The sequence below is a fragment of the Citrobacter sp. Cpo221 genome (assembly GCF_030332345.1).
Lineage (GTDB): Bacteria > Pseudomonadota > Gammaproteobacteria > Enterobacterales > Enterobacteriaceae > Citrobacter > Citrobacter portucalensis.
In genome coordinates, this window is sequence record NZ_JAOWIA010000039.1 from 1 (window position 1) to 13,507 (window position 13,507).

The following is a 13,507-nucleotide window of genomic DNA, read 5'->3' on the forward strand; positions in this document are numbered from 1 at the left end:
GGTTCTTTAAGGTAAGGAGGTGATCCAACCGCAGGTTCCCCTACGGTTACCTTGTTACGACTTCACCCCAGTCATGAATCACAAAGTGGTAAGCGCCCTCCCGAAGGTTAAGCTACCTACTTCTTTTGCAACCCACTCCCATGGTGTGACGGGCGGTGTGTACAAGGCCCGGGAACGTATTCACCGTGGCATTCTGATCCACGATTACTAGCGATTCCGACTTCATGGAGTCGAGTTGCAGACTCCAATCCGGACTACGACATACTTTATGAGGTCCGCTTGCTCTCGCGAGGTCGCTTCTCTTTGTATATGCCATTGTAGCACGTGTGTAGCCCTACTCGTAAGGGCCATGATGACTTGACGTCATCCCCACCTTCCTCCAGTTTATCACTGGCAGTCTCCTTTGAGTTCCCGGCCGAACCGCTGGCAACAAAGGATAAGGGTTGCGCTCGTTGCGGGACTTAACCCAACATTTCACAACACGAGCTGACGACAGCCATGCAGCACCTGTCTCAGAGTTCCCGAAGGCACCAAAGCATCTCTGCTAAGTTCTCTGGATGTCAAGAGTAGGTAAGGTTCTTCGCGTTGCATCGAATTAAACCACATGCTCCACCGCTTGTGCGGGCCCCCGTCAATTCATTTGAGTTTTAACCTTGCGGCCGTACTCCCCAGGCGGTCGACTTAACGCGTTAGCTCCGGAAGCCACGCCTCAAGGGCACAACCTCCAAGTCGACATCGTTTACGGCGTGGACTACCAGGGTATCTAATCCTGTTTGCTCCCCACGCTTTCGCACCTGAGCGTCAGTCTTTGTCCAGGGGGCCGCCTTCGCCACCGGTATTCCTCCAGATCTCTACGCATTTCACCGCTACACCTGGAATTCTACCCCCCTCTACAAGACTCTAGCCTGCCAGTTTCGGATGCAGTTCCCAGGTTGAGCCCGGGGATTTCACATCCGACTTGACAGACCGCCTGCGTGCGCTTTACGCCCAGTAATTCCGATTAACGCTTGCACCCTCCGTATTACCGCGGCTGCTGGCACGGAGTTAGCCGGTGCTTCTTCTGCGAGTAACGTCAATTGCTGCGGTTATTAACCACAACACCTTCCTCCTCGCTGAAAGTACTTTACAACCCGAAGGCCTTCTTCATACACGCGGCATGGCTGCATCAGGCTTGCGCCCATTGTGCAATATTCCCCACTGCTGCCTCCCGTAGGAGTCTGGACCGTGTCTCAGTTCCAGTGTGGCTGGTCATCCTCTCAGACCAGCTAGGGATCGTCGCCTAGGTGAGCCGTTACCCCACCTACTAGCTAATCCCATCTGGGCACATCCGATGGCAAGAGGCCCGAAGGTCCCCCTCTTTGGTCTTGCGACGTTATGCGGTATTAGCTACCGTTTCCAGTAGTTATCCCCCTCCATCGGGCAGTTTCCCAGACATTACTCACCCGTCCGCCACTCGTCACCCAAGGAGCAAGCTCCTCTGTGCTACCGTTCGACTTGCATGTGTTAGGCCTGCCGCCAGCGTTCAATCTGAGCCATGATCAAACTCTTCAATTTAAAAGTTTGATGCTCAATGAATTAAACTTCGTAATGAATTACGTGTTCACTCGTTGAGACTTGGTATTCATTTTTCGTCTTGCGACGTTAAGAATCCGTATCTTCGAGTGCCCACACAGATTGTCTGATAAATTGTTAAAGAGCAGTTGCGACGCGCTTTAGCGCTCTGTCGCGAGGTGGCGTATATTACGCTTTCCTCTTTCAGAGTCAACCCTCATTTTCAGGTTTTTCTCTTCAACCGAACCGGTTGTTTGTGTGAAGTGATTCACATCCGCCGTGTCGATGGAGGCGCATTATAGGGAGTTTCCTGTGGCCCGCAACCCTTAAATGACAGAAAAATGACTGACTGCTGCATTCCACAGCGAAACCCCGCTTTATACCCATTTACACACAGAGTTATCCACAAACCACACGATCGTTTCTACGATCCTCTCGTTATATCAGCCTCCTTCAACAGAAAAAGAAAAGGTCAAAATCGAAAATTAAAAATTCGCGAGCGTTGCGCAAACGTTTTCGTTACAATGCCCCCGCACAACAAGGATGCCCCGTAAGGGGCGTTAGCTGAGTTTTTAGCCAAGAATTCACCTAACGCTCTCTGTAATAGTCAAATCCAGGGGATTTACCATGCAACAACGTCGTCCAGTCCGCCGCGCTCTGCTCAGTGTTTCTGACAAGGCCGGTATCATCGAATTCGCTCAGGCACTTTCCACACGTGGTGTGGAGCTGCTGTCTACAGGTGGCACTGCGCGCCTGTTAGCGGAGAAAGGTCTGCCAGTGACCGAAGTTTCCGATTACACCGGCTTCCCGGAAATGATGGATGGACGCGTGAAGACCCTGCATCCGAAAGTCCACGGCGGCATTCTTGGTCGTCGCGGTCAGGATGACGGAATTATGGAACAGCACGGTATCGCCCCTATCGATATGGTGGTTGTAAACCTGTATCCATTCGCCGAGACCGTCGCCCGTGAAGGCTGCTCGCTGGAAGATGCGGTAGAGAACATTGATATCGGCGGCCCGACCATGGTGCGTTCCGCTGCCAAGAACCATAAAGACGTAGCGATCGTTGTGAAGAGCAGCGACTACGACGCCATTATTAAAGAGATGGATGCCAACGAAGGCTCCCTGACTCTGGAAACCCGCTTTGACCTCGCGATTAAAGCCTTCGAACACACCGCCGCCTACGACAGCATGATTGCCAACTACTTCGGCAGCATGGTTCCGGCTTACCACGGTGAGAGCAAAGAGGCCGCCGGGCGTTTCCCGCGTACGCTGAACCTGAACTTTATTAAGAAGCAGGATATGCGCTACGGCGAGAACAGCCACCAGCAGGCTGCCTTCTATATAGAAGAGAATGTTAAAGAAGCGTCCGTTGCCACCGCACAGCAGGTACAGGGCAAAGCGCTTTCCTACAACAACATCGCAGATACCGACGCGGCGCTGGAGTGCGTGAAAGAGTTCAGCGAGCCAGCCTGTGTGATCGTTAAGCACGCTAACCCGTGCGGCGTGGCGGTAAGTACCTCTATTCTCGACGCTTACGACCGCGCCTATAAAACCGACCCGACCTCCGCGTTCGGCGGCATCATCGCTTTCAACCGCGAACTGGATGCCGAAACCGCGCAGGCAATTATCTCCCGTCAGTTCGTGGAAGTGATCATCGCCCCGTCCGCAACCGAAGACGCACTGAAAATCACCGCCGCCAAACAGAACGTTCGCGTTCTGACTTGCGGTCAGTGGGCACAACGTGTACCGGGCCTCGACTTCAAACGCGTTAACGGCGGTTTGCTGGTTCAGGACAGGGATCTGGGGATGGTGAGCGAAGGCGAACTGCGCGTGGTGTCCAAACGTCAGCCGACCGAGCAAGAGCTGCGCGATGCACTGTTCTGCTGGAAAGTCGCCAAGTTCGTGAAATCCAACGCCATTGTTTATGCCAAAGAGAACATGACTATCGGCATAGGCGCAGGCCAGATGAGCCGCGTGTACTCCGCAAAAATCGCCGGGATTAAAGCCGCCGATGAAGGTCTGGAAGTGAAAGGCTCCGCCATGGCCTCTGACGCCTTCTTCCCGTTCCGCGATGGTATTGATGCCGCTGCCGCCGTTGGCGTGAGCTGCGTTATCCAGCCCGGTGGTTCTATCCGTGATGACGAAGTCATTGCCGCTGCCGATGAACACGGTATCGCGATGATCTTTACCGACATGCGCCACTTCCGCCATTAATCCACGGAGCAGACGATGAAAGTATTAGTGATTGGCAACGGCGGGCGCGAGCACGCCCTGGCCTGGAAAGCGGCGCAGTCGCCGCTGGTCGATACCGTTTTTGTTGCACCGGGTAACGCGGGCACCGCACTGGAACCTGCACTGCAAAACGTGGCTATCGCGGTAACCGATATTCCAGCTCTGCTGAGCTTTGCCCAGAACGAGAAAATTGACCTGACCATCGTCGGCCCGGAAGCGCCGCTGGTGATTGGCGTAGTCGATGCGTTCCGCGCCGCTGGCCTGAAGATCTTCGGGCCAACCGAAGGTGCTGCACAGCTGGAAGGCTCCAAAGCCTTCACCAAAGATTTCCTCGCCCGTCACCAGATCCCGACGGCGGAATATCAGAACTTCACTGAGATTGAGCCAGCGTTGGCCTATCTGCGTGAGAAAGGCGCGCCGATCGTCATCAAAGCCGACGGTCTGGCCGCCGGTAAAGGCGTTATCGTGGCGATGACGCTGGAAGAAGCTGAAGCCGCCGTTCATGACATGCTGGCAGGTAACGCTTTTGGCGATGCGGGCCACCGTATCGTTATCGAAGAGTTCCTCGACGGCGAAGAAGCGAGCTTTATCGTAATGGTCGACGGCAAGCACGTGCTGCCGATGGCCACCAGCCAGGACCACAAACGCGTAGGTAACGGCGACACTGGCCCGAACACCGGCGGTATGGGGGCTTACTCACCAGCGCCGGTGGTAACTGATGAAGTGCATCAGCACACCATGGAACGCATTATTTGGCCAACCGTAAAAGGTATGGCAGCGGAAGGGAATACCTACACCGGTTTCCTGTACGCGGGTCTGATGATCGACAAGCAGGGCAATCCGAAGGTTATCGAGTTCAACTGCCGCTTCGGCGATCCGGAAACCCAGCCGATCATGCTGCGCATGAAATCGGACCTGGTGGAGCTTTGCCTGGCCGCCTGCGACGGCAAGCTGGATGAGAAAACCTCCGAGTGGGACGAACGCGCCTCGCTGGGTGTGGTCATTGCCGCCGGAGGTTACCCGGGCAACTACAACACCGGTGATGAGATCCACGGTCTGCCGCTGGAAGAAGTAGAAGACGGGAAAGTGTTCCATGCGGGCACGAAACTCGCCGATGACGATCGCGTACTGACCAGCGGCGGTCGCGTGCTGTGCGCCACCGCCCTGGGTCATACTGTGGCTGAAGCGCAGAAACGCGCTTACGCCCTGATGACCGACATCCGCTGGGATGGCAGCTTCAGCCGTAACGACATCGGCTGGCGCGCCATTGAACGCGAGCAACGCTAACGCGAAATTTTCGCCAGCAGCGTTTTACGCGTAATGCCTAACTGACGGGCGGCTTCCGTTTTATTGCCGCCCGTTTTTTCCAGCGCCGCCAGAATCACCTCTTTTTCGACATCCACCAGCGGTTGGATCTCGCCACTGAATTCCGTTTTTATCGGCGTCGCGGCAATCGCCATCGGCAGCTCGCGTTCGGAAATATATTCCCCCGTCAGCAGCACCACCGAGCGCTCAATCGCATTTTCCAGTTCACGAATATTGCCCGGCCAGTCGTAGTGGATCAGCAGATCCATCGCCTGCGGAGTAAAGCCTTTCACCGCTTTACGGTTACGCGCGGCAAAACGCTGGAGAAAATGTTCGGCTAGCAGCGGAATATCTTCCCGGCGCTGGCACAGTGCTGGCATTTCAATGGTGACGACGTTCAGGCGATAGTAGAGATCCTGACGGAAGCGCCCGGCGCTGACTTCCTCTGCTAGATCGCGATGCGTGGCGGCGATCAGCCGGACATCAACGGCAATAGTCTGATTGCTGCCAACGCGCTGCACTTCTCGCTCCTGGATAGCCCGCAGCAGACGCACCTGCATCAGCGGTGAAATATCACCGATTTCATCAAGAAATAACGTGCCGCCATCAGCTTCCACAAAGCGACCTTCCCGCCGTTTATCCGCCCCGGTAAACGCCCCTTTCTCGTGACCAAAAAGTTCGGACTCCAGCAGCGATTCATTAAGCGCCGCGCAGTTGAGCGTCACCAGCTGTTTATCGCGACGGGCGCTGCTGGCATGCAGCGCCCGGGCTACCAACTCTTTACCCGTGCCGGAGTCTCCGTGAATGAGCACCGTGGCATCCGAGGGCGCAACCATCGCGATTTCATTGAGCAACTTCTGCATCGCCGGGCTGCTGCCAATCATGCCAAACTGCGCAGCCGACGCCGATGGCAGTTCAGTGCCCGTTTCCCGCGTATGCGCCAGCGCCTTTTCCAGCGTCTCCTGCAGACGGTCAAAATCCAGCGGCTTGATTAAGTAGTCCAGCGCCCCGGTTTTAAGCGCCTCAACGGCGGTCTCCACGCTGGAGAACGCCGTCATGATCAAGACCGGAATCGCCGGATTCAGCGCTTTAATCTCTTTCAGCGTTGCGATGCCGTCCATCTCCGCCATGCGTACATCACACAGCACTAAATCAAATACGCGTTCGCGCACCTGTTCCAGCGCCGCTCGCCCGCTATAGGCCAGCGCGACCTCATAACCCCAGCCGCGCAGCAGCGCCTGTAAAATGGTGCAGTGGCTGATATCGTCATCTACCACCAGAATATTGATTTTTCCGCGCGTCATCCTTGTTAATCCTGTTGTTTCGCTTTGGTCGGCAGCCAAAGGGTAAAGGTCGCGCCTTTGCCCTCAACGCTTGCCACCTGAATGGTGCCACCGTGCTGTTCGATAATGTTCTGCACTACCGCCAGCCCGAGGCCGGTTCCGTCAGCTTTGGTCGTATAGTAAGGCGTAAAAATGGCCTCCAGCTGTTCCGCCGCAATCCCCTTCCCAGTATCGGTAACCACAATTTTAACGCGTTCGCCGCTGCTTTCATTCGCTTCAACCGTGATCGTGCCCTGACGACCAATCGCATGAATGGCGTTCAGATACAGATTCAACAAAACCTGAGTCAGTCGGTCGGGATCGGCCTGGATAGCGGGCAGCGTACAATTGGCCGAAAAGCGGAGCTGGATTTCCCGGCTTGCCGCATCCTGACTCACCAGGTGTAATGAGTGGGTGATAACCTCATTGAGATCCACCTGTTGCAGCGTCAGATGTGCAGGTTTCACCAGCTCCAGCAACTCGCTCACCACCCGATTTAAACGATCCGCCTCTTTCGCCATCACCTGTGCCAACTCGTGCGACTCGCCTCCTGCCGGGGTTCGCTCGGCAAAATACTTCGCTAACCCTTTGATCGATGAAAGCGGGTTACGAATTTCATGTGCCACCCCAGCCGCAAGATGACCAAGTGCTAACAGTTTTTCTTTACGCTTCATCGCATCCTGGAGTTCTTTGTACGAGCGCTGATAGCGCTGATACCAGAAGAACGTCAGCACGGTGGCCAGCAACACAGCCGCCAGCGCAGACAGGACTATCAGTGTGTTACGCCACTCCCTTGCCTGAGTCGCGGCCAGATCGCTGGCATCAAAGGCGATAAATATGGTTTGTGCTGGGGAGATAAGCTGCCCGTCATTGCTGGCACAGCGCGCCATGCCGTGGCGTCCTGGACCATACATCGGCTGAAACTGGCGATAAATTTCCAGTGCTGGCGTTTTTTCACCATCCCTCGCTGGAATTTCAATATTCCGCCAGCTTTCTTGCTCCCCAGGACTAAGCTGTCGCAGGACATCCGATGAATAGAGCGTTTTGCCGACCATCGCGGAATTGCTGTGGGTAATAATGACACCATGCTCATCGACGACGGCAAACCATAGCACGCCAGGTTGTACGGCCATTTCCTCCAACAGCGTCTGCTGCTGGGCATGATGCATGCGCATCCCCATGCCTACGCGCGTACCAGACTCCAGAGCGCGAATAAGCACACTGCCTTTTTCCAGTAGCGTTTGCCGTGCGGCGCCACTTTCCCGCCCATAGTCCCGAATGGTCATAATCGAAAACCAGCCGACCAAAATCAGGATTGCCGCCAGCAAGAGTCGGCTCAACCACTTTGCCACCGTATCCTTATAAAGACGCATACGTTCTCCCTTCACCCCGCCAGTTCCTTTCATCGTTGCAGGTATACAGCAGAAATCATGCCATTTTTTCCCCCTGATAACCCTGCCCTCAGACACAAACAGCTGAAAGTAACGGGTAAAAATGACCCGCAGGCGCGTTCTGGCGAGTCATTTTTACTCGTTTCCCTGCAAAGACAGCGAGTACAACGCCCGCAGGACTGGGATTGCCGCTTTGGCACGGAAGATGCAAAAGGGAATGTAAGCTAACCAACAGGAGAACGAACCATGAAACGGAACAACAAACTGGCACTGATTGCACTTTCTCTTATCGCACTTGGCTCCACCCCAGTACTGGCACAGAATCACTGGGGATATGGTGATGGAATGCAGCAACGGGGTGGTACGCCAATGACCGCTGAGCAGCAGGCTGCTGCACAGAAAATCTATGATGATTATTATTCCCAGACCAGCGCGTTGCGCCAACAGCTGACATCCAAACGTTATGAGTACAATGCACTATTAACGGCCAGCTCGCCGGACACGGCAAAAATTAACGCCGTTGCAAAAGAGATGGAAGCGTTGAATCAGTCTCTGGACGAGCAGCGCGTTAAACGTGATGTCGCAATGGCGCAGGCTGGCGTGCCACGTGGCGCGGGAATGGGCTACGGCGGATGCGGCGGTGGCGGTAACCATCGCAGCGGCGGCCATATGGGAATGGGTCACTGGTAAAAGACTTAATGCCTGATGACGCTATACGGATCAGGCCTGCTGATTTCCTGTATTCAGGTTTTCAGAAAGTTTTGGCTGTAGGCTGCCAGTGACAAAAATCTTCATTGGCGACCAGCAGTAGCTGCGACCCTTCGGGCGCTTCCAGCCATGCCACACTCACCTCTACGGATGAATGTCTCTGGCGGCGCTCGATATGGTTTATCGCCCACGATTCCAGGTCTGGCTTCAGCGTTTCACCTTCACAGGTTGTGACTGTGTTATCCGCATGCCAACGTCCCTGACGCAATATCACCCGTCCCTGACGCAGCGCATCGCTGGTCTGACGAATTTGATCGGCACGATAGCGGTAAAGCGCGATTTGATCGCTGGAAAGCTGCTGCTTTTGCCCGTCGACTTCACGCTGCATGAAGCTCAGTCCGCCCCGGTCATCGAAGCGTATACGGACATGTTCAGCCGGTTTACTGTAAACGTTGAGTTCTATCAGAGAGAGCGAATCACCCTGCCAGCGGTATTCACTGGTAGTAGTTTCGCCTTTACGCCACGGACTAAATACCGAGAGCAAGTGAACATCGTCACCGGAGTCTTTACGCCAAATGCGTACCGCCCCCTGATCGCCAACATAGCCGCTGGCCGTGAAAGGAGGAAGCTCAGAATGGCTACCGCAGGCAGACAGTAACAGAACACCTGAAAGCCAAAGCGTATGACGCCAGATGGACAAAAGGGGCGAAACCGCCCCTTCGTTAAAACTGTTCACTGCCACGCGAATTACTTAACCGCGTCTTTCAGTGCTTTACCAGAAACAAATGCCGGTACGTTAGCTGCGGCGATTTTGATTTCTTTACCGGTCTGCGGGTTGCGGCCAGTGCGCTCAGCACGGTGGTTCACTTTGAAGGTACCGAAACCAACCAGTTGTACAGCATCGCCTTCTTTCAGAGACTCAGTAATAGCAGCCAGAGTGGATTCCAGAGCAGCTTTAGCCTGTGTTTTAGACAGTTCTGCTTTGTCTGCAATTACATCAATCAGTTGAGTCTTGTTCATAAGTTATCCTTACAATGTGTTTATCGCTTGCTAAGCATCGAGTGCGACGGAAATGCCAGAAAAGCACTCTCCTGCATACACGCACCGATAGCCACTTTTTTTCGCCCCCCAAATGTAGACCAGACCGGGGGCGGATGGGAAGCCTTCAGGCACGACAAATCAGGCGTTAAATCACGTTTTGTGGTGTCATTGCTGAAAATTTATACCAATATTGCTCTCGCCAGCCTCGCGCAGGTCTGCACGCAGCCCTTTTATCAGCTCAATATCGCGTTCTTCACAGTCGGCTAAAAGTCGGAAAATTTCCCACTGAATATCCCATTCTTGCTCAACGGCAGGGTTCTCTTTGAGCTCTTCATCGGTCATTTCGCGACCAGCCTGAGTCATTTCCAGCATCGCAACCGTCGTAATCGAAGCCTTACTAACTTCGATTGCATGCTCCAGCGTTTCACCGCTAAGACGCGAATGCATCAGTTCGCTTAATGCCACACAAGCATCAATCGCCGGATAAACACCGTACAGATCGTAATCGTCTGCAGAAGGAATGGCCTCTTCAAACTTTTCCAGCTGGCTGTCGAAATTGATTTTCGCGTCTTTAACCGTCAGCGCTTCCCAAATCAGATCCAGAATTCGGCGGTAAATCTGTCCATCGCCAAATTCAGTTTGCTTGCAGAACATGGCGTAGTTTGGGTACATGCGTTCGCACAGACAAGCCATAAACGTGACGTGCTGCCAGCTTTCCAGCTTCTCCAGACGCAGGTGAATCGGATTTTGTAACATGATGAGTTCTCAAATACGGAAATTAGCCGCAGTTTACCCGATATGGGGCGTTTTTGCTGCAAGCCGAGTAAAAGCCGGGCGTTCGGATGCCACCGCATCCGCCCAGCGTGTTGGTTCCGGCAAACGATAGCCGTTCATACAGCGTTGAACCCACGCTAGTGCGCTGTCCATACTCACGCGGTGGCCCGTAGAAATAAACAACGGATTACAGCGCGCTTTGCTGCGCCAGACCCATGCCAGTTGTTCGCCTTTATCCAGCAACGGCGCTAGCGCACCAGGTTCAGCAGCGAGCGGTTCAAACTTGCCGCACAATCGTTTTTTCGCCACACCAATCGTTGGCACGTCCACCAGCAGGCCAAAATGGCTGGCCACGCCCAGACGACGCGGGTGAGAAATGCCGTGCCCGTCAACGAACAGCAGATCTGGCTTGTGCGAGAGCAGTTGCCAGGCGGCCATCAGCGCGGGGGTTTCACGAAAGGAGAGAAAACCGGGAATGTAGGGCATGGTGGTGGCGATACGCGCCACCTTGTATTCGACTAGTTCAAGCGTGGGATACTTCAGTAAGACCATCGCGGCTCGCGTCACTTCGCCACCCTGCTCAAACCCAACGTCCGCCCCGCCGATCAGATCCGGCGGATCGTTCTTCAGACGATCCTCGCGGATCACTGAAGAGGCCAGTTCAAGCTGCTGCGCGCGTAATGACGCGAGATCCATGATGACTCCTTAGCGGTGGTACTGTTCGGACAACCGATGTACCGCCTCCACAAAGACACCCGCATGTTCTGGCGGGACGTCCTGATGAATGCCGTGGCCCAGGTTAAAGACATGCCCTTCACCCTGACCGAATCCTGCCAGAATTGTCGCCACCTCTTCTTCGATGCGGGCTGGCGGCGCATACAGCATGGACGGATCCATATTGCCCTGTAGCGCCACTTTATGACCAACACGACGACGCGCATCGGCAATGTCAGTGGTCCAGTCAAGACCTAACGCATCACAGCCGGTTTCCGCCATCGCTTCCAGCCACTGACCACCGCCTTTGGTAAACAGGGTCACCGGTACGCGACGACCTTCGTTCTCGCGCAGCAGGCCATCGACAATTTTGTGCATGTAGTACAGGGAGAACTGCTGATAGTCGCGACCGGTCAGCACGCCACCCCAGGTGTCGAAAATCATCACCGACTGCGCACCCGCTTTGATCTGCGCGTTCAGGTACAGCGTGACGCTCTTCGCCAGCTTATCAAGCAGCAGATGCAGCGCTTTAGGATCGGCGTACATCATCTTTTTAATCACGGTGAAGGCTTTGCTGCTGCCGCCTTCAACCATGTAGGTCGCCAGCGTCCACGGACTACCGGAGAAGCCGATCAGCGGCACTTCGCCTTTCAGTTCACGGCGGATAGTGCGCACCGCGTTCATCACGTACCCCAGCCCATCTTCCGGGTCCGGGATCGGCAGTTTGTCGACATCAGCCTTGCTGGTAATCGGAGAGGTGAAGCGTGGGCCTTCTCCTGCTTCAAAATACAGCCCGAGTCCCATCGCATCCGGGATCGTCAGGATATCCGAGAAGAGGATCGCGGCATCAAGTTTATAGCGACGCAGCGGCTGCAGCGTGACTTCGCAGGCCAGCTCGGCATTTTTGCACAGCGCCATAAAATCGCCCGCTTCGGCACGGGTAGCTTTGTATTCCGGTAAATAGCGGCCTGCCTGGCGCATCATCCATACCGGAGTGACATCAACGGGCTGGCGCAGCAGCGCACGCAGATAACGATCGTTCTTCAGTTCGGTCATTTTTGCAGTTCCTTATTGCGTCAGTCCATCAGTGTATCACCACTCGCTCTTTACTCGTACTCAGCCCGACACATTGCCACAGTGTCTTCAATCAATCGACGCGCGACAGTACCCGGCGGGGGTAAGAGCGGTAAGTCGTCATAGCGATACCAGTTCGCTTCCAGCAGCTCTTTCGGGTCGATGACGATTTCGCCGCTATCATACTCCGCCATAAATGCGGTCATCAAAGACTGCGGGAACGGCCATGGCTGAGAAGTGACATAGCGCAGGTTTTTCACCTTGATGCCGCTTTCTTCCATGACTTCACGCGCCACCGCCTGTTCTAAGGTCTCACCTACTTCGACAAAACCCGCCAGTACGGTATGCACGCCGTTACGATGGCGAACATGTTGGGCAAGCAGGATGGAATCATCTCGGCGAATAGCGACGATTATGCACGGGGCAATTTGCGGGTAATAACGTTCACGGCAGTGGCTACAGAGCATCGCCCACTCCGTTTTACTCGGGTGCATGGGATGGCCGCAGTAGCCGCAGAATTTATGCGAGCGATAGAACTCCGCCAGCTGTACGCCGCGTCCGGCCAGTTGAAACAGGCCAACATCCTGGTCAATGACCTGGCGCACCGACCCCATATCGTGTCGACGCTGCTGCTGCACCAGCCAGACAGTCTCCCCTTCCCACTCGCCTATTGGCAGCGCGCGCTGACCAATCAGATCAAAACGGGCTGCGTCGCCATAAGGTAGCTCGCCATGAGGTAACCATAACTTTTGCTCATGACTGACGATCCACCAGCCGCTATCTAATTTTTCAATTATACGATCCATATCTCTTGCGCAACCTTTGCTTCACAGGCATGTTGTTTACATTATTTTTACATTTACGGGTGAGCAGTTCCTAAACACCATCTTGCGGAGTCAATCATGCTAAACCAGCTGGAAAGCCTGACGGAGCACGTCGGAGGAAGTAATAAACTGGTTGATCGCTGGCTACATGTACGTAAGCACCTGCTCGTGGCTTACTACAATCTGGTTGGCATTAAGCCTGGCAAAGAATCGTACATGCGACTCAATGAAAAGGCGCTGGATGATTTTTGTCAGAGCCTGGTCGATTACCTCTCCACCGGACACTTCAGTATTTATGAACGTATTCTCCATAAATTGGAAGGGAACGGGCAGCTTTTAAAAGCCACAAAAATTTGGCCGCTGCTGGAAGCCAATACGCAGCTGATCATGGACTACTATGACTCCAGCCTGGAAACGGCGATTGATCATGATAACTTCCTTGAATTTCAACAGGTTTTATCAGATCTCGGCGAGGCACTGGAAGCCCGATTCGTGCTGGAAGATAAGCTGATCATGCTGGTATTTGACGCGATGCACGAGAGTAGCACTCTCAAACGTCATGCTTGAG

At 54.4% G+C, this 13,507-nt stretch carries 13 protein-coding genes and 1 rRNA gene; 5 read left to right on the top strand and 9 right to left on the bottom strand.

Features of this window, described 5'->3' with window-relative positions; genetic code table 11:
- Positions 1–12: 12 nt before the first annotated feature.
- A 16S ribosomal RNA gene (locus OGY72_RS08025) occupies positions 13–1,554 on the bottom strand.
- A 624-nt stretch (positions 1,555–2,178) separates the two neighbouring features.
- Here OGY72_RS08025 and purH point away from each other — a divergent pair.
- Both purH and purD read left to right on the top strand, forming a co-directional pair.
- On the top strand, positions 2,179–3,768 hold the full coding sequence (gene purH, locus OGY72_RS08030; protein WP_003826795.1) for a bifunctional phosphoribosylaminoimidazolecarboxamide formyltransferase/IMP cyclohydrolase: 1,590 nt from the start codon (positions 2,179–2,181) through the stop codon (positions 3,766–3,768).
- Positions 3,769–3,783: 15 nt separating this feature from the next.
- Positions 3,784–5,073 (top strand): phosphoribosylamine--glycine ligase, encoded by a 1,290-nt coding sequence (gene purD, locus OGY72_RS08035; protein ID WP_286547543.1) that lies wholly within the window; start codon positions 3,784–3,786, stop codon positions 5,071–5,073.
- On the opposite strand, the gene zraR is transcribed toward purD, so the two are convergent.
- Positions 5,070–6,395, bottom strand: coding sequence for a sigma-54-dependent response regulator transcription factor ZraR (gene zraR / locus OGY72_RS08040; RefSeq protein WP_149282153.1), 1,326 nt, complete (start codon positions 6,393–6,395; stop codon positions 5,070–5,072). The two genes, purD and zraR, sit on opposite strands and share 4 nt — an antisense overlap.
- A gap of 5 nt (positions 6,396–6,400) precedes the next feature.
- Positions 6,401–7,786 carry a two-component system sensor histidine kinase ZraS gene (gene zraS, locus OGY72_RS08045; RefSeq protein WP_286547544.1) on the bottom strand — a complete coding sequence of 462 codons (1,386 nt, stop codon included), beginning with the start codon at positions 7,784–7,786 and terminating at the stop codon, positions 6,401–6,403.
- A gap of 57 nt (positions 7,787–7,843) precedes the next feature.
- Here zraS and OGY72_RS08050 point away from each other — a divergent pair, with 57 nt between their 5' ends.
- Together OGY72_RS08050 and zraP are read left to right on the top strand one after the other, a co-directional pair.
- Positions 7,844–8,032 (top strand): hypothetical protein, encoded by a 189-nt coding sequence (locus OGY72_RS08050; protein ID WP_149282155.1) that lies wholly within the window; start codon positions 7,844–7,846, stop codon positions 8,030–8,032.
- An 18-nt stretch (positions 8,033–8,050) separates the two neighbouring features.
- Positions 8,051–8,494 (top strand): zinc resistance sensor/chaperone ZraP, encoded by a 444-nt coding sequence (gene zraP, locus OGY72_RS08055; protein WP_063942036.1) that lies wholly within the window; start codon positions 8,051–8,053, stop codon positions 8,492–8,494.
- A 61-nt stretch (positions 8,495–8,555) separates the two neighbouring features.
- Here the strand turns inward: zraP and OGY72_RS08060 are convergent, their stop codons facing one another.
- From OGY72_RS08060 to nudC, 6 genes are all read right to left on the bottom strand, one after another.
- Positions 8,556–9,248, bottom strand: coding sequence for a DUF1481 domain-containing protein (locus OGY72_RS08060; RefSeq protein WP_286547549.1), 693 nt, complete (start codon positions 9,246–9,248; stop codon positions 8,556–8,558).
- 11 nt (positions 9,249–9,259) lie between these two features.
- Positions 9,260–9,532, bottom strand: coding sequence for a nucleoid-associated protein HU-alpha (hupA, locus tag OGY72_RS08065; RefSeq protein WP_001044509.1), 273 nt, complete (start codon positions 9,530–9,532; stop codon positions 9,260–9,262).
- Positions 9,533–9,718: 186 nt separating this feature from the next.
- On the bottom strand, positions 9,719–10,309 hold the full coding sequence (locus OGY72_RS08070) for a YjaG family protein (RefSeq protein ID WP_003842015.1): 591 nt from the start codon (positions 10,307–10,309) through the stop codon (positions 9,719–9,721).
- A 33-nt stretch (positions 10,310–10,342) separates the two neighbouring features.
- Positions 10,343–11,023: a deoxyribonuclease V gene (gene nfi / locus OGY72_RS08075; protein ID WP_079940060.1), complete on the bottom strand. Its 681-nt coding sequence runs from the start codon at positions 11,021–11,023 to the stop codon at positions 10,343–10,345.
- 9 nt (positions 11,024–11,032) lie between these two features.
- Positions 11,033–12,097, bottom strand: a complete 1,065-nt coding sequence (hemE, locus tag OGY72_RS08080) for a uroporphyrinogen decarboxylase (RefSeq protein WP_003826889.1) — start codon at positions 12,095–12,097, stop codon at positions 11,033–11,035.
- A gap of 50 nt (positions 12,098–12,147) precedes the next feature.
- Entirely contained in the window at positions 12,148–12,921 is a 774-nt protein-coding gene (gene nudC / locus OGY72_RS08085) for an NAD(+) diphosphatase (protein ID WP_003033074.1), read from the bottom strand.
- A gap of 96 nt (positions 12,922–13,017) precedes the next feature.
- Here nudC and OGY72_RS08090 point away from each other — a divergent pair, with 96 nt between their 5' ends.
- Positions 13,018–13,506, top strand: coding sequence for an Rsd/AlgQ family anti-sigma factor (locus tag OGY72_RS08090; protein WP_003826892.1), 489 nt, complete (start codon positions 13,018–13,020; stop codon positions 13,504–13,506).
- The last annotated feature ends 1 nt before the right edge of the window (position 13,507 follow it).